This window comes from Rossellomorea sp. YZS02 (assembly GCF_033963925.1).
In the GTDB taxonomy this organism is placed as follows: domain Bacteria; phylum Bacillota; class Bacilli; order Bacillales; family Bacillaceae_B; genus Rossellomorea.
In genome coordinates this window covers 25,466-52,454 of sequence record NZ_JAXBLY010000006.1, presented here as the reverse complement: position 1 = coordinate 52,454, position 26,989 = coordinate 25,466, and the positions used below count along the sequence as shown (strand labels likewise).

24 protein-coding genes are annotated in these 26,989 nt (G+C 43.2%); 10 read left to right on the top strand and 14 right to left on the bottom strand.

Going from position 1 to position 26,989, the window contains the following annotated elements; genetic code table 11:
* Positions 1–5: 5 nt before the first annotated feature.
* Both SLH55_RS07595 and helD read right to left on the bottom strand, forming a co-directional pair.
* Positions 6–836 carry an aldo/keto reductase gene (locus tag SLH55_RS07595; protein ID WP_320323125.1) on the bottom strand — a complete coding sequence of 277 codons (831 nt, stop codon included), beginning with the start codon at positions 834–836 and terminating at the stop codon, positions 6–8.
* A 131-nt stretch (positions 837–967) separates the two neighbouring features.
* Positions 968–3,235: an RNA polymerase recycling motor HelD gene (gene helD, locus SLH55_RS07590; RefSeq protein ID WP_320323124.1), complete on the bottom strand. Its 2,268-nt coding sequence runs from the start codon at positions 3,233–3,235 to the stop codon at positions 968–970.
* Positions 3,236–3,548: 313 nt separating this feature from the next.
* Between helD and SLH55_RS07585 the strand changes: the two genes are divergently transcribed.
* The gene (locus tag SLH55_RS07585; protein WP_219165847.1) at positions 3,549–4,220 is read left to right on the top strand and encodes a permease; all 672 of its coding nucleotides are present in this window, start codon (positions 3,549–3,551) and stop codon (positions 4,218–4,220) included.
* Positions 4,221–4,344: 124 nt separating this feature from the next.
* Here SLH55_RS07585 and SLH55_RS07580 read toward each other — a convergent pair whose 3' ends face one another.
* From SLH55_RS07580 to SLH55_RS07560, 5 genes are all read right to left on the bottom strand, one after another.
* On the bottom strand, positions 4,345–5,526 hold the full coding sequence (locus SLH55_RS07580) for an ATP-binding protein (RefSeq protein ID WP_320323123.1): 1,182 nt from the start codon (positions 5,524–5,526) through the stop codon (positions 4,345–4,347).
* Positions 5,527–5,750: 224 nt separating this feature from the next.
* On the bottom strand, positions 5,751–6,683 hold the full coding sequence (locus SLH55_RS07575; protein ID WP_219165845.1) for an ATP-grasp domain-containing protein: 933 nt from the start codon (positions 6,681–6,683) through the stop codon (positions 5,751–5,753).
* A gap of 96 nt (positions 6,684–6,779) precedes the next feature.
* Positions 6,780–7,244 carry a large conductance mechanosensitive channel protein MscL gene (mscL, locus tag SLH55_RS07570; RefSeq protein WP_219165844.1) on the bottom strand — a complete coding sequence of 155 codons (465 nt, stop codon included), beginning with the start codon at positions 7,242–7,244 and terminating at the stop codon, positions 6,780–6,782.
* 206 nt (positions 7,245–7,450) lie between these two features.
* On the bottom strand, positions 7,451–8,413 hold the full coding sequence (locus SLH55_RS07565) for a LacI family DNA-binding transcriptional regulator (protein ID WP_219165843.1): 963 nt from the start codon (positions 8,411–8,413) through the stop codon (positions 7,451–7,453).
* A 316-nt stretch (positions 8,414–8,729) separates the two neighbouring features.
* The gene (locus SLH55_RS07560) at positions 8,730–9,038 is read right to left on the bottom strand and encodes a winged helix-turn-helix transcriptional regulator (protein ID WP_219165842.1); all 309 of its coding nucleotides are present in this window, start codon (positions 9,036–9,038) and stop codon (positions 8,730–8,732) included.
* A gap of 143 nt (positions 9,039–9,181) precedes the next feature.
* Between SLH55_RS07560 and SLH55_RS07555 the strand changes: the two genes are divergently transcribed.
* Positions 9,182–9,799: a nitroreductase family protein gene (locus SLH55_RS07555; protein ID WP_219165854.1), complete on the top strand. Its 618-nt coding sequence runs from the start codon at positions 9,182–9,184 to the stop codon at positions 9,797–9,799.
* A gap of 53 nt (positions 9,800–9,852) precedes the next feature.
* On the opposite strand, the gene cydC is transcribed toward SLH55_RS07555, so the two are convergent.
* The 3 genes from cydC to SLH55_RS07540 form a co-directional block, all read right to left on the bottom strand.
* Complete coding sequence (gene cydC / locus SLH55_RS07550; RefSeq protein ID WP_219165841.1) at positions 9,853–11,571, bottom strand: thiol reductant ABC exporter subunit CydC; 1,719 nt, start codon at positions 11,569–11,571, stop codon at positions 9,853–9,855.
* Positions 11,572–13,302: a thiol reductant ABC exporter subunit CydD gene (gene cydD, locus SLH55_RS07545; protein WP_320323122.1), complete on the bottom strand. Its 1,731-nt coding sequence runs from the start codon at positions 13,300–13,302 to the stop codon at positions 11,572–11,574.
* Positions 13,303–13,727: 425 nt separating this feature from the next.
* Positions 13,728–15,371 carry a M20/M25/M40 family metallo-hydrolase gene (locus SLH55_RS07540; protein ID WP_320323121.1) on the bottom strand — a complete coding sequence of 548 codons (1,644 nt, stop codon included), beginning with the start codon at positions 15,369–15,371 and terminating at the stop codon, positions 13,728–13,730.
* A 244-nt stretch (positions 15,372–15,615) separates the two neighbouring features.
* Between SLH55_RS07540 and SLH55_RS07535 the strand changes: the two genes are divergently transcribed.
* The 5 genes from SLH55_RS07535 to SLH55_RS07515 all read left to right on the top strand — a co-directional run bounded on the left by SLH55_RS07535 (position 15,616) and on the right by SLH55_RS07515 (position 21,022).
* Positions 15,616–16,917, top strand: a complete 1,302-nt coding sequence (locus tag SLH55_RS07535) for an NCS2 family permease (RefSeq protein ID WP_219165837.1) — start codon at positions 15,616–15,618, stop codon at positions 16,915–16,917.
* A gap of 101 nt (positions 16,918–17,018) precedes the next feature.
* Entirely contained in the window at positions 17,019–18,515 is a 1,497-nt protein-coding gene (locus SLH55_RS07530) for a spore germination protein (protein ID WP_320323120.1), read from the top strand.
* Between the two features lie 3 nt (positions 18,516–18,518).
* On the top strand, positions 18,519–19,625 hold the full coding sequence (locus SLH55_RS07525; protein ID WP_320323119.1) for a GerAB/ArcD/ProY family transporter: 1,107 nt from the start codon (positions 18,519–18,521) through the stop codon (positions 19,623–19,625).
* A complete protein-coding gene (locus SLH55_RS07520; RefSeq protein WP_320323118.1) occupies positions 19,612–20,838 on the top strand; it encodes a Ger(x)C family spore germination protein in 1,227 nt (408 codons plus the stop codon). Before SLH55_RS07525 ends, SLH55_RS07520 begins: the two co-directional genes overlap by 14 nt.
* Before the next feature lie 13 nt (positions 20,839–20,851).
* Positions 20,852–21,022, top strand: coding sequence for a hypothetical protein (locus tag SLH55_RS07515; RefSeq protein ID WP_219165833.1), 171 nt, complete (start codon positions 20,852–20,854; stop codon positions 21,020–21,022).
* Positions 21,023–21,046: 24 nt separating this feature from the next.
* Here SLH55_RS07515 and SLH55_RS07510 read toward each other — a convergent pair whose 3' ends face one another.
* Positions 21,047–21,616, bottom strand: a complete 570-nt coding sequence (locus tag SLH55_RS07510) for a histidine phosphatase family protein (protein WP_320323117.1) — start codon at positions 21,614–21,616, stop codon at positions 21,047–21,049.
* 469 nt (positions 21,617–22,085) lie between these two features.
* Positions 22,086–22,622 carry a GNAT family N-acetyltransferase gene (locus SLH55_RS07505; protein ID WP_219165832.1) on the bottom strand — a complete coding sequence of 179 codons (537 nt, stop codon included), beginning with the start codon at positions 22,620–22,622 and terminating at the stop codon, positions 22,086–22,088.
* A gap of 329 nt (positions 22,623–22,951) precedes the next feature.
* On the opposite strand from SLH55_RS07505, the gene SLH55_RS07500 reads away from it, so the two are divergent.
* From SLH55_RS07500 to SLH55_RS07490, 3 genes are all read left to right on the top strand, one after another.
* Entirely contained in the window at positions 22,952–23,905 is a 954-nt protein-coding gene (locus tag SLH55_RS07500; protein ID WP_219165831.1) for an L-lactate dehydrogenase, read from the top strand.
* Between the two features lie 87 nt (positions 23,906–23,992).
* Positions 23,993–24,499 (top strand): hypothetical protein, encoded by a 507-nt coding sequence (locus SLH55_RS07495; protein WP_219165830.1) that lies wholly within the window; start codon positions 23,993–23,995, stop codon positions 24,497–24,499.
* Positions 24,500–24,507: 8 nt separating this feature from the next.
* Entirely contained in the window at positions 24,508–25,161 is a 654-nt protein-coding gene (locus SLH55_RS07490; protein WP_320323116.1) for an SIMPL domain-containing protein, read from the top strand.
* 343 nt (positions 25,162–25,504) lie between these two features.
* Here the strand turns inward: SLH55_RS07490 and SLH55_RS07485 are convergent, their stop codons facing one another.
* Positions 25,505–26,044, bottom strand: a complete 540-nt coding sequence (locus SLH55_RS07485; protein ID WP_320323115.1) for an NAD(P)H-dependent oxidoreductase — start codon at positions 26,042–26,044, stop codon at positions 25,505–25,507.
* Positions 26,045–26,165: 121 nt separating this feature from the next.
* Positions 26,166–26,972, bottom strand: coding sequence for a pyrroline-5-carboxylate reductase (gene proC, locus SLH55_RS07480; protein ID WP_320323114.1), 807 nt, complete (start codon positions 26,970–26,972; stop codon positions 26,166–26,168).
* Positions 26,973–26,989 lie beyond the last annotated feature (17 nt).

Sequence of the window (26,989 nt, the reverse complement as noted above, 5' to 3'; positions counted from 1 at the left end):
ATATATTAAAAATCGAAGTTGTCTGGGTCTGGACCAAAGCGTTCATCAAGGTTCAATTGGTTGATTTGATTCATCTCTTCCATGGAAAGTTCGAAGTTGAAGAGATCAGCATTTTCTTGGATGCGGCTTTCATGAACAGACTTCGGAATAATGATGACATCGTTCTGAAGATGCCAACGCAGAATCACTTGTGCTGCAGACTTCTCATGCTTCTCAGCAATGTGATTTAAAGTAGGTTCATCCAATACTCTTCCTTGAGCGATTGGAGACCATGCTTCTACTGCGATATTTTGTGATGCACAGAATTCACGTATCTTTTCCTGATTCAGGCGAGGGTGTAATTCGATTTGGTTTAAAACGGGCTTTTCATTGCCATTTTTCATCAGGTCTTCAAGATGGTGCTGATGGAAATTACTAACACCGATCGACTTGATCAATCCTTCGCCATAGAGCCTCTCCATCGCTTTCCATGTATCATTGTACTTGCCTTCCACCGGCCAGTGAATGAGATACATGTCCAGGTAATCCATTTCAAGCTTTTTAAGGCTGGTTTCAAATGCCTTCAATGTCGTATCGTAGCCTTGATCACTATTCCATACTTTTGATGTGATGAACAGTTCTTCTCTCGCTACTCCACCGTCCTTCACGCCCTGTCCTACGCTTTCCTCATTATCGTAGATCGCCGCGGTATCGATGGAACGGTACCCTGACTCAATCGCAGTGCGCACTGCCTGTACCGTTTCAGACGGATCTTTCATTTGGTAAACTCCTAAACCGACATAAGGAATTTCATTCCCGTTATGTAACGTCTTCGTGCTTTGTAAGTTTTTCAACATATTGCATCCCTCCTGATTTATTATTTTACAAATTTCAATAACAGAAAGCGAATCTTATGATTGAAAAAGAATGTTTCACAAAGGAAAGGTCCGTCCCTCGGATTGAGGGACGGACCTTTCCTTATAAAATTCTACTGGCCAATAAATTGATCTCTGTTTTTCCCTATAAACGCAAGCTTATGAAGGGGACGGGTCATAGCCACATATTGCAGCTTGATGTCGAGTTCATTATTTGGATTGAATGCTTCATCCAGTGCAGCAATCAGGACGACATCAAATTCAAGTCCTTTTGACAGATAGGATGGAACGACGACGATCTGATCTTTTGGGATCGATTCCTGTTCTTCTAGTAACTTCACTTTCCCGGGCTGCCGTTCTTGAAGGAGTGAACTGATCTTCACACAGTCTTTCATGCTTTTCCCGATCACAGCGAAGGTTTGGAATCCTTCTTCTCGTCCTGCATCCACTTTCTCCTCAATCAAGGAAGCGAGTTCATCCAATGCCACATACTCATCAAAGCTTGGAGAATCCCCGTGCCTCACCACCGGATTCACTTTCGGAAAATCATAGGGTAAGAGACTCAGCAATTTATTCGCTTCCTCCATGATTTCAATCGTGGTACGATAGCTTTTTTGAAGTTCGGTATATGTCGCCCTAGGAAAGATATCCCGATAGACCGGCTCCCAGGACTGAAGCCCACGGTAAGAGTGGATCCCTTGAGCCAGATCCCCGACCAGCGTGAACATGTCGGTTTCCAGTGCCCTCTTCAATGAATAGAGCTGCAAATAGCTATAATCCTGCGCTTCATCTATCACGATGTTTTTCGCTTTGTGAAATTTATCAATTCCAAACAAATGGGACTGCAAGTAGAGAAGGATTGCCAAATCTTCCACTTCATACTGCTTCTTCTTTGCGTACTTCAACGTGTAGTGACAAAGCTGTTCCGCCTGTCCCCTGCTCAGCTCCCCCTTCGAGTAGGAAGCAAGGCGCTCGGGATCCGAGAATAATTCGATAAAGTATTGATTCAGATTCTTCTTTTCAAACTGCTTCATATATCCGGTGACGCTTGTACGGATCGCTTTTTTAATCTCGTTTACACGATCAATTTTCTTGTCCAACGCTTTTGATACATATTCCTTCCTATTCCCCGCCTTTGAACGCTCAAAGAGAGCCGTTTCGATCCGCTCATCAAAGAATTTCTCTACCCTATCCACCATTTGCTTTTTGTTTGAACGGACGTAGCTTTGCAGGAGCGACTTTAGCTTTTCCATCCTGCGATAGATTGGCATATACGTATACTCTTCTTTAAAAAGGTGGGTGAACTTCTTAGCCGTATATAGCTTATATTTGTCCACATAAAAATCTTTCGATGTATAAAAGCGCTGTTCGATTTCTTCCAGGTAATCATCTAGGATCCTCCTGAATGCTTTGGACCCTTTGAAACCTGAAATCCAAGATGCGTTTTCAATCTCTTCATCATGGGTTTCAATCAGTTTTATGAGCTTGTGATCTTCAACCATGGAAAGTTCCTTCTCCAGGCAAGTCATGACATAATCTGTAAATGTGGTCTGCCTTACCCGTTCAACGCCAAGTTCCGGCAGTGCTTCTGATATATAGTCGATAAATAAATTACTGGGAGCAAGGATCATCAGCTGATTTGGATCAAAGTGTTGTTTGTAGTTATAAATAAAATACGAAATCCGGTGAAGAGCTATTGTGGTCTTCCCACTTCCAGCCGCTCCCTGGACAATGATGGGCTTGTTTAAATCGGCCCGGATAATCCGGTTCTGTTCTTCCTGGATCGTGGAAATGATCTCAGTCAAACGGTTACTGGAGCTTTTGGCTAAAGAATCCTGCAGCAGTTCATCCGTGGTGGTTAAGTCAATATCTCGTATTTCCTCCAGAAGTCCATCCTCAATCATATATTGACGCTTTAGTGACAAGTCTCCATCATACGTTTCACCTTCTGCATCGTATGAGACATCACCGATCCTTCCTTCGTAGTACAAGTTTGCGATGGGGGATCTCCAGTCGACGATGATTTGCTCCTGATTTTCACGCTGATACAGGGAAGTCTTCCCAATATAATGCTTCTCCACCTTGCCGGATCCCTCATGCTGGAAATCGATCCGGGCAAAATACGGTTTTGTTTTTGCTTTCGTAAGGGACTCCAATTCTTCTTTGGACATTTCAAAAAAGCTTGAGTTCGTCAAAATATCGATATAGGCGGCACTCGACTCGCCCCAATCGATATCTCCAAAAGCTTTTTCCATGTTTTCCTTATACTTTTCCTTACTCGTCTGGGATGTACTGATGACAACATCAATGTAGCGCTTCGTAAACTCTAAGCGTTCTGATTCACTTGAAAAATCGGGATGGATATTCGATTCCTTCGTCATACATTTCTCCTTCCAAATGTTTTAGCCGCAATGGAGAAAAAAACGTCCTGTCATTTCCACTAAGGTAACGAGGCTCAGGTGGATGAACAAGATAAAATAGACATATCGAAATCTGTAAAAATTATGTAGGCGTTTGGGAGCAGAAATTTATATTATCAGATAATTCAAGAGGATTCAATACATAATTCGAAATATGATCATTGAGCCTCTTGTAAGTGTGATAAAATTGTAAATAATGGATGTTGATATATTCATAACGAATGGTTGATGACCAGAGTAAAGAAGAATTTAATATTTGTAGGGTGGTAAGTCGATGATAGGTATCAGTGTAGCAACGAAGTGGGAATATGAAGCGACATTAGCATATTTCGGAATAAAAGATAATGAACGTGTCGGTTATCCTTATGGCGAGTATTTCATCACAACCATTGATGATACCGAACTTGTATTTTATAGTACCGGTGTAAGAAAAGTAAATGGTGTTGGCGGTAATCAGTATATGATTTCGAAATTTCATTTAACGAAAGTAATCGTTGCCGGAACATGTGCAGGAATAGATGAAAGGTTCAGTAATCTTGATATTTTTGTACCCATTAAAGCCGTTCAATATGATTGCACAGTAAAAGAAGTAGAGCCCCTTATTAAACAATCATTCATAGTCGATATAAATCTATCAAAATATGGAAATGATTTTCACACCGGTACGATCGGCACCGCCGATAGAGCAGTAGTGATGTGGCAGGACTATTTAGAACTGAAAGAAAACGACATAACCATAGCCGATACCGAAGCGGGTGCCATTGCTTACATCTGTAAGAAGAATGATGTTGAATGCATTATTATCAAAGGAATATCCGATTTTCCAACAGATGAAAGAAACGCTGATAAATTTGAATCAAACATGGAACAAATAAATGTTTATTTAGAGAACACACCCAAGGTGATGAATAAAATATTTGACGAATATTTAAAAAGGTTTATTTAAATACAAAACCCAGAGTTAGTAGCTCTGGGTTTGTACTGTTAAATATCGTGTTATTCACACGGCTATTTCTGCTGTTGAATTTGGTGGGATTGAAGCTGTTCCCTCCCTGAACGGAACCCCCTTACTAAATAAATGAAGGATTCTTCCTTTGATCCATCGGAAATATTATTTGAAAGCTTGTCCCCTTACCAACTCGACTCTCAACCGTAATAACGCCCCTCATCGCTTCAATGATCCGGTAAGACACCATCAGTCCAAGGCCCGTTCCTTTTTCTTTCGTTGAGAAATAAGGTTCGCCGAGTCTCGCTTGTTGCAATGGCGTCATGCCGGTTCCTGTGTCGGTGATCGTAATGGTCACGCCCCCTTTTTGAACCATTGAATGGATCGTAAGGGTGCCTCCTTTAGGCATGGATTCAATCGCGTTTTTGATGATATTGAGAAATGCCTGTTGAAAGTTGCGGGTATTGCCGACAATCATGGCCTCCTGAATATCTTTGTGCACAAGCACAGATTGTTGATTACTCAATGGCTCGACCATATCAGCAAGCTTATGCAACTGTTCGGCAATGGAGATGTCCTCCACTTGTTCCGGGTCGGGCCTGGCAAATGTAAGATAATCATTGATGATGTCTTCTGCCCTGTTCAGTTCGGATGATGCAATGGTTAAATACTGTTCTTTTTTTCCTATTGGTAGATTTTCCTGATGGAGAAGTCTCAGGAATCCTTTGATCACGGTCAAGGGATTTTTCACCTCATGAGAGATACTGGCAGCGAGCTTAGCCAGTACTTCCATCTTTTCTATTTTGACTAGTGCTTGTTTGATTTGGATCTGTTTTAGCAGCGTCTCACATATGTATGTCAGGATCAGCATTCCCAACGAAGGAAGCAGAATGAAATTGATTAAGTAACTTTCATCGATTACAAATACCGTCATCGCCTTTGCAATCAGGGCAGCAACGATGGAATGGATGGTAAAGAGAAACACTGAGAATATGATTTTTTTGCGACTGGATAACCGGTCGAATTTGAACCATTTCATCCCGAAGACCGTCATCAAGAAGATGACCACATAAATCACAAATGCAACGATACTCCAACTATACATCATGGTCCTCGATACAAGTAAAACCGCCAGCAGCGCAAGACCAGTATAAGGGCCCCCATACAATATGCCAAGAACAAACGGGATCATCCTCAGATCATGGACACAGTATTGATTATGGTATATGGGAGAAAGCATGCACAGGATAATGGCAATACTAAAAGAAACAAGGGTTGCTAACCTTGTATACCAACCATGTATCATTTTTTTTTCAATAAGGAAAAAAACTAAAAATATACTTAAAATGATATAAAAGAAATTATTAATAACATCCTGATTAAAAATAATCATCCTTACCCTTTGACCTTTCACAGAAATAGTATTCTTTATAAAATTCTACCATACTGCAAACATATTCGTTACGCTTTTCTATTTATCCTGCATTTCATAAGAGAACTCCCCTGAAAAGAACAGGAGAGTCATCTGACTTACACAGTCTTCAATTGTTCACCAAGGTACTTCGCCAACTCCAACATACCGTATTGCCCGTACTTCGCTTCGGCATCTTTATTGTAATTCGTATTGGTGTTCACATCATACGTATAGATCGTTCCTTCTTTGTCTTGTATGAATTCGATCCCTGCTATATCGATCCTGTTCTCTAATAAAAATGTTTCGTAAGATGAAAGGATGTCATGGGTAAAGTTTTCCCGGATTTCGAATTTAGGCTTTTCTTCCTGCTCTCCTGCAGGACAGAATAAATCATCTACCTGGCAGACATCAGCAGGACATAGTTCAAATCCCTTTGATGTGTCCACCTTTACAGCATACATGAACTTCCCTCCGATAAATTCACAGCGTGTAATGGAAGCATCTGGAGCTTCAATATACTCCTGGATGAGCGTCGTCCCATCCAACGGTTCTTCAAACGAATCACTGTATACGTAGTTTTTCAAAGCGTCGACCGAATGAAACAGTTGGACACCCAGTCCTTTTCCAGCACGATTATGCTTGGTGATGAAAGAGGGTTTATTGAGATTTTCTGCCGCTTCTATTATTTGCTCTTTTCCGACAGCGGCAAAGGTCTCAGGCGTCTTAATTCCTGCGGCATTCAGAGCCATATACTGATTCACTTTACTTACTTCCAATCGGAGGGCTCGGTTTCCGTTCAGTACCTTTTTCCCATATCTCTCTAACCAGGCAAGAACGCTCTCGGTCAACTCTGGTGCAAAACGATGATTCCGTGTATGGGACGATGCACTGATCCTGTTATAAAATACACCTTCAGGCGGCTCTTTCGATAGATCCACAAGTCCCTGGTCCAAAAACCATTCTTCATAATCCAGCTGAAGCTCCTCAAGACGTTTCGTTAAATGATTGGTCCATTCGCTATTTTCATGTATGATATGAATTTTTTTCACGATCATTACCCCATTTGTTCGTAGGATTTTTTAAAAAGTCTTACAACACAAAGTAATCCTACTATAAAAGTAGGATTTAGGTCAATGATCAGGAATTCACTTCGACTTCCGGTCCGTTCTCCTCATTTGGATCTTCATCCCGCTTTTTGTTAACAGTTCTCGGGCCATTGACGGCTTCTCTATCTTGGCACTCCGTTGATCGTCCTTTAGGATGTCTCTGATTTCCTGAAGGACTTCGAGATTGGTCGTTTGTTTCACCTTATAAGGCTGATCTCCGCCTTTTAGCCGGTTGACCACTTTGATCATTAAAAACACACACATGGATATAAGAAGAAAATCCACCAATGAGCCCAGGAATTTCCCCAATTCAATCACCTCTGCCCCTATTCGAAGATGCAACCCTTCAAAATTAATTCCGCCAAAGAAGATCCCTATTGCAGGCATCATCATGTCATGGACAAGAGACTCCACAATTTGACCGAATGCGGATCCAATGATGACTGCTACTGCTAAATCAAACACATTCCCCCTTGAAATGAACTGCTTGAACTCTGCCCACATAATTAAGTTCACCTACCGCTTCATTACTCTTAACATATGGGAAGGAAAAGCGAGATATGAAGACAGGAATATAATTCTTTATAGAAGATATTTTCCTACTATGACGGCCAACATAATGAATGCGACGACTCCCATTAGAATGACGAGTTTTTTTTCTTCCTTTTCCGCTGACATTTATATTTGCCTCCTCTCATGATGGGTGACAGTTATACGGTTCCCCTTTCAAATAACTTTGTGTCAAGTATTACCGGATCAGGATGTTCTTCCTGCAGGAAAAGTTTAAATGCCTCTTCCCCCAATTTCCTTATCGGTACTTCAAAGGAGGTGATACCGAGGGCATCTGCAAGAGGGTGGTTATCAAAGCTGAGGATGGCCAGATCCTTCGGTATCCTGATGGACTTTTTCCCCGCCTCAGCCACCATGCCTGCGGATACTTGATCGCTCGTTACAATCAGGGCAGTAGGTCTATCCCCCAGACGTTCCCAGGCATCCAATACATCCCTACCATCTTGAAGATCATAGCAGTCGTTGAAGATCCAGTCCTCACAGACCGGATGGATAGCGGCGGCTTCCGAGCTGTCGTAGAAACCTCTGATCCGCTCCTCACTATTCGTTCCAAACGTACGGTGTAGGCACAGCCCGATCCGTGAATGCCCCTTTGAGTGGAGGTATTCTACGCCGCTTCTGATTCCCTGATAGTGATTGATGAACACTTTTTTATACTTTGCCTCTGATACATTTTCACAGAGAACGACGTTGGGGCCGATGAACGGCGCCAAAACTTCGAGTGAATTGGAGCGTGAAGTGAGGATCAATCCATCCACTTCCTTCATCTGCAAGCGATGAAAGGCATCTAGTTCTGCTCCTCTGTCATAGTTCGTCTGGAAGAGTTGAAGATGATACCCGTGTTTTAACGCTTCCCCCGCGATGCCCTGGAGAATCTCTCCGAAGTAAGGAAGATTCAAATAAGGTAAAATCACTCCTATACTATAGGTTTTCCCTTTTGATAAATGAACGGCATTGGCGTTTTTTATATAATTCAACCTCTCGACAGCATCAAGCACCTTCCGTCGTTTCTCTTCTTTCACATACGGATGATCATTTAAGACCCTGGATACCGTCGAAACAGAAACCCCTGCAAGCTTCGCGATACTCCTGATATTTGTCATATACATTCCCCTAACTGGCAATATGTGAAAATAAATATGTAAAGACGCTTGCTCTGAAACGCGTTTCACACTTTAGAGTTAAACATGTAAAGGGATCGATTACTACATTAAGACCCTAAAACATGACAAGGAGGCTATTCTCATGCTCGGTTTTCTGTATCTACCCCTGCTTTGTATCATTATCATAGGAGGAAGTTACGCTGCATTAAAGCCCATCCATTTCTATACTCCCCAAGATCAGGAGGATCCACTAGAAAATATATACAATAAGACCCTGAACTAACTCTGGTTGCCTGCTTTCATGTGAAGCAGGCTTTTATTTTATCCATTTCACTGCCCAAACCTGGACCGCATCCATGACAGGTTCCAACTCTTTTCCTTTATTGGTCAAACTGTATAGGACTTTCACAGGCTTTTCATCAATCACCTCACGGCAAATGATTCCACGATCTTCCAATTCCTTCAATCTGTCCGTCAATACCTTTTGACTGATATTTGGTATTCTTTCATTTATATCTTTAAAACGGCAGGTTCCGTCAAATAATACCTTTATGATCATCCCGATCCACCGCTTACCCAGTAACTCAAAGGCATTGGCATATTTCGGACATAATTTCGTTTCCATTTCGTTCACACATCCTACATCTTTTTCCCTTGACGCAACAAGCATCGTCGGTTATATTGTTCATATTGCCCACCCACTTACAAAAAGTAAGTAACATACAAATATATACCATATTATAACACTTTTTTAAACATCAAGGAGGCATTACCATGGATAATTTCTTTCAAATCGTCGACGAACGCCGCTCAACGAAAGTGTACGACCCTCAGGTGGAGATCCCACGCGAGGAATTAGTCAGCCTGCTCGAAACCGCAGGGAAAGCTCCATCTGCCTGGAATCTTCAACAGTGGAAGTTCCTTGTATTTGATCAAAAAGAAGTGCAGGAACGCTTGCTTCCTATAGCTTATTACCAGCAACAGGTACAGGATGCTTCTGCAGTTGTGGCGATCCTGGGTGACCTGGAAGCCAACAAAAACATCGACCCAGTCTTTGATCCAGCCATTGAAAAAGGAGAAATGACGGCCGAGATCAAAGACGTTTTGAAAAAACAAATCGATGGGGCATACAGCCGCGAAGAATATCCCCGGGATGCTGCATTCAGTAATGCTTCCCTTGCAGCCATGCAATTCATGCTTGCAGCGAAAGCGAAAGGTTGGGACACTTGCCCGATCGGCGGCTTCAATCCGGCAGCACTCGTTTCAGAATTCAGCGTGTCTGACCGCTATATCCCAATCATGTTGATTACAATCGGAAAACCTCTTCAAAAAGCGCGTAAATCCGATCGTTTAGATATACGTAATTTAATCGATTGGGCAGAATAAACTCATGAACATGAAAAAGCCACATCCGTACAGGGTGTGGCTTTTTCAATATGCTAAAACAGTACGCTTTGCTCAATCTGCTTCATCTCATAGAAGTATCCTTTTTTCCTAATAAGCTCCTCATAGCTTCCATACTCCACAATGCTTCCATGATCCATGACGATGATCTGGTCCATCTCTTCAAGGCCGGTCAACTTATGACTAATGAGGATCAGTGTGTCATCTTTCGCCACTGCATGTAGATGATGAAAGAGTTCTTTATCCATTAACGGGTCAACGGAAGATGTCGGCTCATCGAGCATCCAAATCGGTGACCCTTTCAGCAGGGCCCTGGCAATCGCGAGACGCTGTCTTTCTCCACCGGATAGATTCTCCCCTTTTTCTAATACTTCATCTTCTAATGAGAAATGATCCAGTTTCACGATAGCTAATACCGATTCCAATTCGCCGTCTGTCAGATCGTCACTCACCAGCATAAGATTATCCTTCACTGTCCCGTAGAAGAAATGGTTTTCTTGAAGAACCACATTGGTATGTTCCCACAAGGACTCTTGATCTATATCTTTTAAGGAAACATCATTTACGAATACCGCTCCTTGATCTGGTGAGTAAAAGTTTAATAATAATTGAAGCAATGTCGACTTCCCTGATCCCGAAGGTCCTACAATCGCTGTTTTCGAGCCTGCCGGCAGGTCGAGAGTCACTCCATCCAATGCCTTTTTTCCCTCTCCATGAAAGGTAAAGCTTACATCCTTCAAGCTGAAAGAAGGAGGAACCCCCTCAAGTCGCCGACCGGTTGAAGGTCCGTCCCTCTTGATTTTTCCTCCATTATGAATGGCAGATAGCCGGCCTTGAGCTCGGCGTGAATCTTCATAATGGGTTGGGAGGATTGCCATTGGCGTCGCATTTTCAAATACAGTCAAGGAAATCATGACGAGCATTGCGAGGAAGATCCCATCCAGTTGATCCGTGGCGACGGAATACGCCCCTATTGCCAGAACCGTCCATGATATGAACAGGGAAATCAGGATGTTGGTTGAATGACTAAAAAGAGAAAAAATGCTCTCCCGTTCTTGCTCGTTCACATATGTGGATGCGGCCCGGGCAAGATTTCTCTCCTTCCCCTCCAATCTCTGATATATCTTCAAGTCCCTGAAACCGTGGAGGAATTCCGTCACTTCGGTGGATAATTCCCCCCGGCTTTCACGCACGTTTGTTTTGATACTTCTTTGTTTCCATGCAAATAAGGATGGTACAATCAGCCCTGTCAATAATAGACCCATGAGGAGGATCATTGCAACGAACAAAGAATAATACATCGTAAAAAATATAGTACTTAAGAACACCATCACCAGTATAATTGGTGGGTAAAAAACGCGAAGAAAGAAATTCTGCAGGCTCTCTACGTCCCCTACGATACGTGAAAGTAAGTCCCCGCTTCGATATCGAGAGAATATCCCCGGTGTTAGCGGCTCTATTTTTTCATAAATGGATACCCGCAAGTTCGCCAGGATTGTAAACGTAGCCCTATGGGAGAAATAGCGCTCCCCATACCGGCTCAATGCCTTTGTAAAACCGAACAGTTTCAAAAGGGCAATCATCACGGTCAACGCATAAAGAGGGACCTCCAAAGCCGCTTTTGAGATTAAATAGCCGCTGGAAGCAAACAGGCCAACCGAGGTAAGTCCAGCCAGAAAACCCAATAGGACGGAATACACAATATCCTTCTTTTCCTTCAACATCAACTTTACGACAAACCCCAATTCCTTCATCTACACTCTCACCCCTCTCTGCACAGTCACCATATCACGATAGTGAGGGACGGACCTCATGAGTTCTTCATGATTCCCGAGTCCCGCTGCTTTTCCTTTATCCAACAACAGAATGTGATCCGCTTTCCGTATCGTATGAAGACGGTGCGCTACCGTAATGACTGTAGCACCCTTAGACAACTCCTCCAGCGAGGACTGTAGAATCTGCTCAGTCCGCAAATCCAGTCCGGTAGTCGGTTCATCAAACAAGATGAGGGACGGACCTTTGAGAAATGCCCTTGCAATGGCAATGCGCTGTTTTTCTCCACCGGAAAGACCTCTGCCGGCTTCCCCGATCCGTGTTTCATATCCCTTCTCAAGACCTGCTATCATTTCAGAAATCCCTGCTTTCTCAGCCGCATATTCAATTTCTTCACGGGTCACCGAGCCGTTTCCACCTATGGCTATATTCTCAGCTATCGTCCCTGAGAAGAGATATGGATTCTGAGAAATGTAACTCAATTGATCAAACCAGTCTTTTTCTCTGTATTCGCTTCTTGGGCGTCCATTCAGAAGAAGATCTCCGCCAGATGGCTCAAGAAGTCCCGCAATCAGATGCAGGAGCGTTGTCTTACCCGCACCACTTTGACCGACAATTGCCACTTGGCTTCCAGGTGGAATGACGGCTGTGATCCCCTCAACGGCATATCCTTTTTCACCATAGGAAAATCCAAGGTTACTCAATTCGATTGTGGGCGTATTGCCATTTGATACGATTTCTTTCTCTCCCCATCTGACCGGCTGATCCTTTTCTTGCAGCTCCTCCAAGACCTTCTTGGCGGCGCCCATACTTCCACGGCCGGTATGAAAAGCGTTTCCAAGCTCTTTTAACGACAGATAGAATTCAGGTGCCAGGACAAGTACGAAGAATGCCGTGTAGAATGAAATACTCTCGAAGACGACCAACCTTAACCCTACCTCCAGGGCAATCAGACCGATGCTTAACATGGAGATGAATTCAAGCATCAAGGATGATAAGAAAGCAGTCTTCAGGACGGCCATGGTCGCTTCCCGAAAGTCCAAACTACTAGATCGGATCACCTCTTTCTGCCGGGTCCCCCTCCCCAATAGCTTCAAAGTAACCAACCCTTGAAGGGTATCGAGGAACTTCCCTGAAAATGCCGTCAACTTGTCCATCTGCTTCTCAGATTTCTTCTTGGTCATGACGCCGATGATCGCCATAAACAAAGGAATGAATGGAGCCGTAACCACCATGATCAACCCTGTATAAACATGCTCCGTAAAAATCGTGATCAGAAGGATCAATGGTACAAGTGTCGTTTGGATTCTCTGAGGTAAATACTGACTGTAGTATCCATCTAACCCATCGACCGCATCCATCATCGTACTGACCTTTTGACCCGATTGGCCATGGATCGATGCTTGAAGAGGATTGTTTGACCATTTCATTAAGAGCCTGTTCCTTAAATCCCTCTTCACATTTGATGCCATTCTGATACCTGTGCGTCCATTGATATAGGATAGGATAGCTCTCCCTGTTAGAATAAGAAGCAAAGCCCCAAGCATCGGGAGGATTTCCCGGAACTCAAGATTCTCGATAAACATGCTATTGACTACGCTAACGAGCAAGTACGCCTGTCCAACTACGACTCCCCCCATCAATATGGACGTTCCATAAAGCGTCATAATGGATAATCTCTGCTTTTTAGCGAATTGATTAAGCTCTTTCATCTCTGCTCTCAACTCCAAAAGTTAAAAGTTAGTGAAATACTTCACAAATTAATATCTCCATTATAGTAAACTTGCTCCCATCATGCATCATGTAGGATTGACCTTTTTGTAACAATTCCAGGTAAGCTGGTGAACATTTGTAACACACACAGTGAAATTAGAAATTCCAGTTTAATATTTATCGGGCCAGATCTCACCGGTATCCAAGTGATTCCAGCCGAAATCACCAATAATCCGGCCGTTTTTCTACATGATCAGGCGAAAATTATTAATAATTCAGCCAATCCAGGTAAAAATCCAGCCGTTTTCGTTATTTATCCAGCCGAATTACAATAATTGCAAATTCCAAACTTCGCTGTAAGCTGTAAATAAAAAAAGGGAGACAAATCGCAAAGCGAATTACCTCCCTCTCTTATTCTATCCCATCATATTTTCAATAAATCCCTCGTCACGCGTTGAATGATCTCCGGAAGTACTGAGAACGTATATGGTTTATACACTCTCTCTGTCCATTGGTGACCATCTTTGCCGTATACTCCTATGTTGATGGAGGGGATATTCAGCTTTCTGATCATGTCGATGGGCACTGGATACAGCTGGTCGATCAAGGGCAGGTTCTTCTTGAACACTTCAATATCTTCATCTTCTTCATGAAGAGAAAGGAAGCTGCCATCTGCCAGATATGGAAAGAACCGTTTAATGACGAATTCTTCACCTGTTTCATCTGAAATATCCTTCAAGCATACTCCCAGTACTTCTCTCACCTTTTTACCGTATTCATTTTCTTCATTGACGAAGTTGTGAGGTAAAAAAGGCGGGGCAAAGAAAAGGATGACTCTTGGGGTCCGGTCAGGATCTAGGTGCTGAAGGGCTTCCACCATGGCATAAGCGATAGTCCGCCGGTCTTCCCCATTCATATCATGAAAGATCTTTTTCAGGACGGGATCAGGATCGATCCCTCTTTCTTTCAGCCAGAACATATACTCCCTCATGGTCAGTACTTCCACTTCCCACGAGAATTCCCTTTCAGGGAAACCGTGATACTTTCGATATTGTTCAAATTGCTTTTTGCTTCGATCTTCCATTTCACTAACTACTTTCAACGCTACTTTTTTCATGTCGTACAACACTTCTCTCGCCGTTCTTTCGTATACAAAATAGTTGAAGTAAAGGGAAGCGCTGAGAGGCGTCTGAACATTATACGTATGCTTATCATCCTTGAAATAAAGGCATGAGGGCGGTAGGGTGAACTCTCCCGGAATGTCCTCAAGATAATCGAGATTTTGATTGATTTCGAGATTGATCTTCGAAGCAATCACGGTCGGGTCTATCGATGTCAGTACATCGCCAACATGCGCTTCCCTACCATATATATAGAAACTGGGCAGAAGCTTACCGGCAGCTCCTGTGTAAATATATCGCTTGCAATCACCGTCATAAATAGGCGAGATGAAATCCGTATTGATGGCAGCCAGGTAATCGAATCCATCTTCTTTTAATCTGTAGAGATCGCTTAGTGCGGCAATCATACCGGCATGTTCACTCTCTTCGTCTCCATTGAAAAGGAAGAGCAGATTCCCATCCGGCACTTTTTCACCAGTGTGAAACAATAGATTGGCTAAATGGACGGCAATACCGCTTTGCATATCCAAAGCCCCTCTTCCAAACAGCCAATTTCCGGAAAGGGCATCTTCCTTCACTTTTTCCTCTCCTTCATAATCCATGAAGAACTTTTGAAGAAAGTCGGGATCATGGGCCATATCCTGAAGTGCACCATAATCATCTGTCCCCACCGTATCGTAGTGAGCATGGAATAATACCGTTTTAGAAGAATTTCCTTTCACAAGGGCAAATACATTCTTCCTTCCGATTGGATCATTCGGGACCTCCTGGAGCCAGACTTGATCAGGATGTTCCTGGAAATAAGGAAATGAAGAAATAAACTCGTATATAAATCGGGCTTTTTCACTTTCCCCTGTTGATCCGTTATAACTTTTGAGAGCGACCAGGGATCGTGTAATGAGTTCAATCTGTTCAGAAATAGGCTTGTTTTTCAGTTGGGTATACACGTTAGCACCGCCCCTTTCTTTGAGAAATATCATCTTTTGGGTAGTAAAGCAATCAGTGCAAGGGCATTATAGAAACTGATTCCTCTATAATTGATAACATCTTATCGAAAATGAATGTGGTTTGGAAGGGGTTTCAAGATATTTTCTTAAAATTTTTTCGGCCTTTTCTATTGAAATCCATTCTATTACCGAATATTATAGAAGTTGCGTGTTTTTAATGTTCGTTTTTATTGGAGGTTTTACGATGTTTAAATTAAAGGAACACGGCACGAACCCAAAAACGGAAATTCTGGCAGGGATCACTACATTCCTGACGATGGTGTATATCGTGATTGTCAATCCCATTATTTTATCCGATGCTGGCGTCCCGTTTGATCAAGTATTCTTAGCTACCATCATATCGGCTGTCGCCGGAACACTATGGATGGCACTATTCGCAAATTATCCGATTGCCATCGCACCGGGTATGGGGTTGAATGCTTATTTCACTTACTCAGTAGTTGGAGCACATGATGATATATCGTATATCGTTGCTTTCTCTGCGGTATTTGTTGCAGGTATCGTCTTTATTCTTCTTTCTTTAACACCTTTACGGAAAAAATTGATCGAAGCCATCCCTCAAAATCTAAAACACGGGATTACGGCAGGAATCGGTTTGTTCATTGCCTTCATCGGTCTGCGTCTGACAGGATTGATTCAGGCACATCCTACGAATTTAGTGCAGCTGGGTGATCTTCACTCTCATTCAGCACTCCTTGCCCTTACCGGACTGGCTGTGACCCTGATCCTAATGGTCCTGAATGTCCATGGTGCCCTATTTATCGGAATGATCGTCACTGGAGTGATTGCCTACTTCACAGGAGACCTGTCATTTAAAGAAGGCTTCGTTGCCATCCCCCATTTACCTGAAGGACTGATGGTAGCAAATCCAGTTACGGCATTTGCTGATGTCTTCCATTATGGATTATATGCTGTTGTCTTCTCTTTCTTGCTTGTCACCATCTTTGATACGACAGGAACGATGGTCGGAGTGGCTCAGCAAGCGGGACTGATGAAGGGGAATACACTCCCAAGAGCCCGCCAGGCTCTTTTGGCCGACTCCGTTGCAACAACAATCGGTGCGATGTTCGGTACCAGTCCGACATCTGCCTACATCGAATCCTCAGCAGGGGTTTCTGCAGGGGGAAGAACGGGATTAACGACCTTGACGGTTTCGATTCTATTTATTGCTTCGGCCTTCTTCGGGCCACTCGTCAGTGCCGTATCGGGCATTTCTGCCATTACGGCTCCAGCACTCATCATTGTCGGCAGTTTGATGATGGGAAGCATTGCGCAAATCAAATGGGACGAGTTGGATGAAGCATTTCCGGCATTCCTGATCATCCTGAGTATGCCTTTAACTTCAAGCATCGCGACAGGAATCGCACTAGGTTTCATTTCTTATCCATTGCTTAAAGTAGTGAAAGGACAATGGAAGCAAGTACATCCCCTTGTTTATATCTTTGCTGTCCTATTCTTCTATCAGCTGGCATTCCTGCCTCATTAAGATAATTGAAAGACCGTTCACCGTGAACGGTCTTTTTTATCTGCTTCGATACATAAATAAGAGTTTATTACACCACCCTATGGGTACACGGGGGTGGGAGAATGATTGAATCAAACGGGAATAAACCAGTTCAACATCATTTAAAGGAAAATACGCAATACATCGAAAAAATGTTCACTTATCCTATTAATCAGGATCTGAACAAAAGAGAGTTATATATACCCAACATACATAAAAAAGGTGTCCTGTATTTTTTAAATGGGATGTACGACAACGAAACCCTTGAAAAAACCCTGATTCCTTCTTTAATGAAACTGGAAAAAATGGAGAACGATGCTAGTCTACTGGATGTACTGAAAAACAACCTCCCTCCTTCCTCCATTCAATGTGAGAAGGACTTGGCAAATGTTGCGAATGGAATTCTGATGGGAAATACCATACTCGTGATGGACGAAGAGGACGCAGCCTTCGTGATCAGTACGGTTTCATTTGAAAAAAGGAGTGTAGATAAGCCCCAGGATGAAAATGTGTTAAAGGGGCCGAAAGAAGCGTTTGTGGAGTCTATCAGCACCAATATTTCACTTATTCGCAAACAACTCCGTTCAAAGAATTTATTGACCGAATATGTTCAAGTCGGCGAGAGAGGTATCAGTAATATTGGGATCCTTTATATGAATGAGATTGTCAATCCCTCATTGATAGAGAAAATAAAAAAGCGCCTTAATCAGATTAAAACCGATGAAATATTAAATTTAGGCATTTTGGAACAACACTTGGAAGAACGGCCTTATTCCATCGTTCCCACCATCCTATATACGGAAAGACCCGATCGCGCCGTTTCCTTTCTAAATGAAGGGCACGTCATCCTGCTCATGGACAGCTCACCAAGCTGCCTGGTCCTTCCCGTCACATTCTGGTCCTTCTTTCATACACCGGAAGAACATTACTCCAGATGGCTTTACGGAAACTTTTCACGGTTGTTGCGAATTATCTCGATCTTCATTACAGCATTGACTCCTGCCATCTATATTGCTGCAACCAACTATCATATCGAAATGCTGCCGACCGACCTGGCATTGGCCATTTCTGCCACACGGGAAGAAGTCCCTTTCCCAGCCATTCTGGAATTGTTACTCCTTCTTGGTGCATTTGAATTGATCCGGGAAGGAGGCATACGGGTACCAACGCCGATTGGCCCCACCATTGGGATTGTAGGGGCCCTGATATTGGGCCAGGCTGCCGTTGAAGCGAGTATTATCAGTCCGATCCTGGTCATCGTCATCGCCATTACGGGACTGGCTTCATTTGCCATCCCCAACCTTTCTCTAAATTATATGGTTCGCTTATCCACCTATATCTTTCTCTTGTTTGCGAGCATATGGGGGTTTTTCGGTATTGCCGTCTGTTTGACTGTCAGTATCGGATATTTGACTTCCGTCACTTCATTCGATGTGCCTTTCTTATCTCCAATGGCCCCCCATTATGAATCGTCCAGTGATATGCTGTTCAGAAGAGTCGTCTGGAAAGAATGGATTCGTCCAAAGAACCTTTGGCCATCCGATGCGCAGCGCATGAAAAAGCCTGAAAGGAGGAAATGATCCATGCTTATGAAAGAGGATCGGAGGATAAGGACAAGGGAATTCATTGCGATTATCTTACTGATTCTGGGAATCAAGTTTACAGATATGACAGCAACCATCCTATTTAAAGAGACGACTACTGCCACATGGATGATTCCAGTTATATCCGCGGTCAGCTTTGTCGTTCCCCTATCAGCCATTCTTTCCCTGGTCAAAAAATTCGGGGAGATCAATCTTATTGAGATTGCCTTTCAGGTGACAGGAAAGTATATTGGATTTCTGATAGGAATGTTATTATTTCTGATAGCCTTTTCTTCTACGATTGTCAATACAAGGGGATATGTGGATATTATCACATCCATGTATTTTCAGGAATCAACAAACCTCTCGTTTTACATCCTTCTAGTAGGGTCCTCCTACTATTTAGCGAATCGGGGATTGTTGGCCATTGGACGTACCGCATGGATCTGCATTCCTTATATAAAATTCTCATTGCTTTTTGCCATCATCTTATTGTGGAACAAACTCTATTTCCAACACCTTTTCCCCATACTCGGTCCCGGACTCAAACCGTTAGTGATGGAAGGGGTAAAGTACTCATCCATATCGGGCGATATTTTATACATGGCCATGATCTTCCCCTTCGTCAAAGGCTACCCTGCCTTTAGAAAGGGAATTCTCATCGGATATGGCTTGGCGGTTTTAGAACTATCGTTATTCTTTGCCTTTTTCATTGCTTTCTTCGATTACCCAACCTTTGAATTCATTGCCTATCCGTTTCATGAAATTTTACGGATGATTAAACTTGGGCGGTTTGTTTCTAATATTGAATCATTGTTCTTTGCTTTTTGGAGTGTTGCGAGCATCATTCGCTTTTCATTTTATTTGTACATTTCTGCTTTAGTCTTATCTGCGACTCTTAAAATCAAGGAATTCGAACCGTTATTACTCCCCTTGGCAGCCCTGACCGTGATCATTGGGATCATGCCTGAGAATAACATCAAGAATATGCTTTATCTTCGGGGAGATTTCATTTTGACATCCAGTTCTCTCCTGCTTTTCTTCATTCCTATATTCATTTATCTTGTGGCAAAAGGAAAAGAGGTTTTCAAAAGTGAAAAAAATTAAGCTTCTGTTTGTTGCTTTTGCCATATTTCTAGGTGGGTGTGCCAATAAGATTGAAATTGAAGAAGCAGGTTTTGTTCTGGTCATCGGATTGGACAAACCGGTTGAAGGAGAAGGTCTCGTTGTTACCTTTCAGCTGGCAGACCCTGCTGCCGGAAGTCCGGGCAGTCAACCATCTAACCAGCAAGAAGAGCGAACGATCACCATCCAGGCTCCGGATCTGATCACTGCCAAATACTTGCTAAACGCATCTGAAACCAGGAAGATCAATTTCTTCCATACGAAGGCCATGATCGTGGGAGAAGAATTTGCAAGGTCCAAGGAGTTTCTTCCTTTAATCAGCACATTGGCAAGGGATCCGGAGGTCAGAAGGGATATGTATATGATTGTGTCGAAGGAAAGGGCGGAAGATTATCTCAGAAGCAATAAACCTGCATTTGAAACGAGCCCGCATAAATTTTATGATTTCATGTCAAGGAGATGGGATACAATCGCCATGGTCCCTCCTTCGACTTATCACCAGTTTTTAACGGAAACAGAAGAAGATGCGGGTCTTTCCCTCAGCATTTATTCAACCGGAATCAAAGGCGAAGCAAAGAATACATTGAATGAGGACAATATTCTCTCCGGCCAGCTTGATAAAAAAGGAGGAACGCCTACTCAGATGATCGGAGCAGGAGTCTTCAAAAATGGAAAGATGATAGATACATTCACCGGAGAAGAAATCAGGCTGACTTCGGTCTTGACCGGTGGGAAAAAACCGCAACAAATGCGTTTCTCATTTCCTGACCCATTGGATGAAACTTATAGAGTTGTCGGGAACGCAAGAAATATCAGTACGAAGGTCCGAGTAGATGTTTCAGAGCCCTCCCCAACCATCCAAGTGGATGTTTGGATGTCCATTACGATTCTTTCTATTCCAAGTGCCATCAATTACGTCGAGGACATCCATAAGCAAGAAATACTGGATGAGCATTTGCAAGAAAGATATGAAGAAATCAGTAAAAAATTCATTAAGAAAACCCAGGAATTAGGTGGAGAGCCCTTTAAATGGTATTTAGCAGGAAGAAAGCATTTCTTAACCTTAGATTCCTACAAAGACTATGATTGGATGAAATCCTATCCCGATGCGGATGTGGATGTCAGATTCCATATTAAGCTGGATCAATTCGGGAAACATTTAAGACCGAGAAGCCTCGAGAAAATTAGAGATTGATGGGGGTTTGGCAGTGTACTTTTTTCTGTATGTAGTGATCATTCTGATTTCCCTTTACACCTTCAAGTTTGCGAAACTGGTATGGAAAGATGGAAATTGGGCAGGAGCGGTGTTTGTATCGTTCATCGCCATCTTGCTGCTACTTATACCAGTGGTTAACCGATTCCTATTCAATTATCGGTAGAATTGAAAAAGCTGCGTGAGATTCTCACACAGCTTTTTCTACATTCAATAGTTTGTCTTGCTCGAAGGTAAGCTTATACACATCCGGCATTTCAAGTTCTTTCCAAAAACAGTAGTCATATCGCTTATCAAAATGATTCATGATAAGCGTCATGATATTACCATGTGTACCGATGGCCACCCTTTTCCCTTTATATTTTTCCAGCAATGCCAATATGGCCTTTACCCCTCTTTCCTGGGCAAAGAGATTCGATTCTCCCCCTTTAAACGAAAAGGAGGGGTTTTCCCAAACCTTTGTAATGGCTGCGTCAAAGTCATCAACAGGATGTGAAGATAATAACCTCTCTTTAAATCCCTCAACGAGGAGAATGTCATGGTTATTCGCCAACCCTTCCACGGTTTGTACAGCTCTTTTATACGGGCTGGAACAAACAACTTCGATTTGTTCATTTTTCAGCTTATTTGTCAGTTTATGTGCATCTTGCATGCCCCGTTCTGATAACGGCCTGTTCAGTTCATCAGGGGTATAAACAGAATGTGCGTGCCTGACTAAATATAAATAGGTTTTCATATCGTTCCCTTTCCGATTTTTCATCTTTATTGAGTCCACACTTCTTCTAAGCGGCTGCCATAGTAAGAATTTCCCTTCTGAAAGGCTTTGATGTCAGGATCATGAGAAGTTTGACTTACACTTATCAATACTAAGTCCAAAAGTCCATGGCTTTCTAATACTCCCTCAAATTATACAAAGTCATAGAATAAATGACTTTCCCTGCATGGTTATCAGAGAATGGCCGGATTCCAACTTGAAATACTTTTTGACTCTCGGCATACATTTCCCCACATTCTGTATGTACTTCCTAAACCAAGATAGGCACCTTGCATGTTTTTTGCGTCCACGCCCAAACGAAGGGCTTCTTCATAATAAGTACATCCCTTTTAGAACCCATTTCCCAATTCCAGTTTGATCAGTGCCCTCCATCTTTCTATGGGAGCTTCGTATTTACCTGTCTCTCTTAAAGCAACCGCTTATTCTATTTGCTTTTTCATATTTAAACTCCCAGTTACTCGGGAATGAACTCCATCAACCAGGCATCATGATATTTCCCTTCATGGAGCTCGTGCTCCCGCAATATTCTTGCCTTACTGTATCCACATTTCTCATAACAGCGAATCGCTCTTGTGTTCCATGTCATCGGATCCATCACCAGGCGGTGGACGCCTTCCTTCTGCAGCAAATACTCTACCACTGCCCGGATGAGCTGTGTCCCGACTCCCTTGTTCCAATACTCCGTTTCACCAATGAATTGATCTGTACCGTAAATCACCTCATCGAGATTGGTATATCCGTAACGAATCATCGTTTCATGATCAAGCTGATAATACTGAAGATAACCGACTTCATTCCCTTCATACTCCACAAGACAGCTCATGACACCCCTGTCCGAAAGGAATTTCTCCTCCACCAACTGTATAGTGAAAGGACGGTCCCTGCCTTCATAAAATTCCAACACCTCCGGATTCGATAACCACCTCGAAAGCGTGTACTTATCCTTATCTTCCAACGGACGTACATTCAAAGCCCCACTTATCACATTCATACACACACCTCCATTCACACACCTCTTCCCCTATACATTCATCACAAACAAGAAAAAACCCTTCTTTTAGGAGGGACGGACCTTGATTCCTAGGACCAGGTCCTAGGAATCAAGGTCCGTCCCTCTCTATATGACATATTTGTGAAACATTTCACATAAATGTGTGATAAGATGATTTAAGAATAGAATATTTATGTAAAACATGTTATGATCATATTGTGAAGTATTTCACAATATACATGTTAACGTATTTCTGGAATCATCTGTTTATCCAGCAGGATCCATTCTTTCTGGATAAAACAAAATAATTAGTGGATAGGTGATGACGTATGACAATCAAATGCACAAACAAAGTAGCTTTAATCGGTACAGGTTTGGTTGGCTCAAGCTATGCCTTCGCTCTTCTTAACCAGGGAATTGCCCACGAGCTGGTCATGATCGATTTGAATAAAGAAAAAGCCGACGGGGATGCACGTGATTTAAATCACGGTCTCGCTTTTGCTTCTCCAATGAAGATTTCTGCAGGGGATTACAGTGATTGTAAAGATGCTGATTTGGTCGTCATCACTGCCGGGGCAAACCAGCAGCCCGGTGAAACCCGTCTGGACCTTGTCGAAAAGAATGTAAAGATCTTTAAGAACATTGTAGACTCTGTCATGAAGAGTGGTTTCAACGGGATCTTCCTGGTGGCGACAAACCCTGTCGACATCTTGACCTATGCCACATGGAAGTTTTCCGGGCTGCCGAAAGAAAGAGTAATCGGATCCGGGACTATTCTTGATACCGCGAGACTCCGCTACTTAGTGGGAGAGCACTTTGATATTGACACACGAAACATCCATGCCTATATCATGGGAGAACACGGTGACACAGAATTCCCTGTATGGAGTCATGCAACCATAGGTGCAAGCCAGTTAAACGAACTGATCGATATGAATAAGGAAACTGTCCAACAAGAACTCGAAGACATCTTTGTGAATGTCAGGGACGCTGCCTACCATATCATCGAACGTAAAGGGGCCACCTATTATGGCATCGCCATGGGGCTTGCCAGGATTACCAGAGCGATCTTTAATAATGAAAACAGCATCCTTACCGTATCAGCACTCCTCGAAGGAGAGTATGATCAGGAGGATATTTTCATCGGTGTCCCTGCCATCATCAATCGGGAGGGGATCCGTAAAGTCGTCGAACTCCCCTTGAATAAAAAAGAAAAAGCGCAGTTCATCCATTCAGCAGAAACGTTGAAAAACGTAATGAAAACAGCGATGGAATCATACTGATTCATCACCAGGTCTGATGAATCAGACACGCACGCCCATTCCTCCTCCTCATAAGATAAAGAGAATTCTTTATGAGGAGGTTCTTCTATGTACGATCACAGACAATTATTCCCCGGCTTGCCTGGCGGAGGATCCGGCGGCGGATTTCCCGGCTTTCCTGGTGGAGGACAGGGGTCCGGAGGAGGTTTTCCGGGTATCCCCGGATTTCCAGGAGGCGGTCAAGGCAGTGGTGGAGGAGGTTTCCCTGGCATGCCCGGATTTCCTGGCGGAGGCCAAGGTGCGCCAAGCTCACCACCCCCTTCTGGCGGGCAGGGCGGACAAAATCAACCACCACCCGGCCCACCACCGAACTTCCAACCGCAAAAGACGTCACTTCAAGGGACGCAGGGTGGACCCGGTGTATTTGCAGTCGATCCTGGCGCCATAAGAAGATGCTTATTCCGGTACACCTATATATGGCTGAGAAGAGATTCCTTCTGGTTCTACCCCGTCTTTGTCGGACGCCGCTCCATTGCTGGATGGAGATGGATCGGGTTCACCTGGGTTTACTTCGGCATCGATCTGGATAAAATTGAATCCTTTACGTGTGTGTAGGTTCCGGGATGCACTCCTACCCATACTATAGATCCCAACAATCCAATGGAACCATAACCGTAAGTGGGGAACATACACTATATGTGGAGCCTGATCAAGCCGTCGTATCAATAGGTATTGTGACGAATGATAAAGAGCTTGAAGTTGCTCAAAGTAAGAATCAGCAACTATCAAGCCAGGTCGTTCAGTCCCTTATAAACAACGGCGTGCAGCAACAGGATATCCAGACCTCCAGCTATCAAGTATTTCCACAATACAATTTTGAGGATGGGAAACAAACGTTCACCGGTTATGAAGTCCGACAAGTATTCAAGGTCACTGTTAAATCAATAGAAAATGTAGGAACGATCATTGATGATGCTATCAAGAGTGGAGCAAATCGAATAGAAAACATTCAATTCGTCCAGTCGAATCCCATTGAAACCTACCAACAGGCTCTCGCTTTAGCCTATCAAGAGGCATATCAAAAGGCACTCACATTATCAGGCCAATCAAATCAGCAGCTTAATCCACAACCAAAATCCATTACGGAACAATCCCGTCCCGCGCCAGTTCCTTTCATGAACGCCGCCTATCTAAAAGCAGCCGACGAAAATACAGCCGTCCAGCCCGGCCAGATATCCGTCACAGCCATCATCACAGTAGAATTCAGAACCTATTAAAAAAACTGCCAAAGTAGATTTGCTACTGAGGCAGTTTTTTTATAGAGGGACGGACCTCTAGAATAAGTGAGGAAGACTCATTACGTTTCATTAGCGCGCCAATTCATGGGCTTTTAAGGGAAAACTGCCCTTTATAACACTAATGATTCTTGGAGAATGCTATTTTCAATGATATTCACCGTGTCAGTCCTATCATTCATTTTAAAGGGAGATATGTTCAGAACGATTTGCGTCATTATGGTTGGTGATTGCGTCATTTCTTATGATAATTGCGTCATTTTCCTAGTCAACGCGTCTTTTACCATTAAATCACATACCATACTTGATTTCATATCCCCCCGCCCTATCGACCTCTCTTCAAATCCTCATCCACCACATAACCGGCCACTTTTTCGGCAGAATCATCGACTTCTTCATCATTTAATACCCTGACGCCATGCTCCACATAACTAGGTAAGAATCTCATCCCTGTCAGGTTAGCGGTTGCCTGTAATGGTTTCAGAAGTTCACTCATGGAATAATGATTAAAGCCTCCTGATCGGTAAGCACCGGAAGGACCACCAGTTGATGTGACAACCAGAAATTCCTTCCCATGTAGCTTAGTCCCCGCCGAACCGTATGCCCAACCGAATTCAAGTACTTTATCCTGCCATTCTTTTAAAATCGCGGGTGTGCTGTACCAGAAAAAAGGAAATTGAAAGACGATGCGGTCATGTTCTAACAGCAGATTTTGTTCTCTCTCTACATCGATTTTCATGTCGGGGTATTCTTTATATAAATGACGGACAGTGACGTTCTCTTCTTTTTCAAGTCGATCCGCCCAGGCTTTATTCATTCTGGATTGTTCAATGTTTGGGTGTCCAACCAATACTAATGTTTTCATATTTTCTCACTCCTTATTTGTATGTACAAATAATAACATATACTCATTTGTATGTACAAATATCAAGTTAAAAATTTTTATTTTTTTACCTATATGAATTTAAAAGCACCTCTGTCTGGCCTTATTCTCCCAACGATTTCGATTTTCGCCCACATGCTTCCATGGCCGATAATACAGCTCCTTTAAACTGATGTTTCTCAAGTTCTGCCACTGCTTCAATCGTTGCTCCACCGGGTGAACAAACAGCATCTTTCAGCTCTCCGGGATGAGAACCGGTTTCAAGGACCATCTTTGCAGCACCAAGCACGGCCTGTGATGCCAGCTGATACGCAAGACTCCTCGGAATGCCCTGTAGGACCGCTCCATCGGCAAGTGCTTCGATGAACATAAACACGTATGCAGGGGATGATCCACTTACGGCAGGGATGGCATCCATCATACTTTCATCCACCTTTTCCGCTTTACCGAAGCTCTCGAGGATTGCTTGCACAGCTTCAAGGTCCTTATCGTCCACATTCCCATTCACACAGAATGCCGTCATTCCTTCCCCTACAAGAGATGGTGTATTCGGCATCGTCCGTACGATTTTGGCAGAAGGGGAAATCTGCTCTTCCATCCAATCAATCGTGATTCCGGCTGCAATCGTAATGATGATGGCATCCTTTTTCAGAGCATCTCTGATTTCTTCGATCAGCTCCAAGTATTGATCAGGTTTCACTGCCAGGAAGACGATATCTGAAAAGGCCGCTACACTCTGGTTGTCTTTCGTCGCCTTCACCCCGAATTGTGCTTCCACTCTCTCAATGGTGTCTACTGTCCGGGCGCTTGCACGAACCGAACGTTCATCTACGAGCCCTGATTGCAATATGCCTCCCATAATGGCCTTTGCCATATTTCCGCATCCAATGAATCCTATGGTTTTATTCATTTCAATCACCTCTTAAT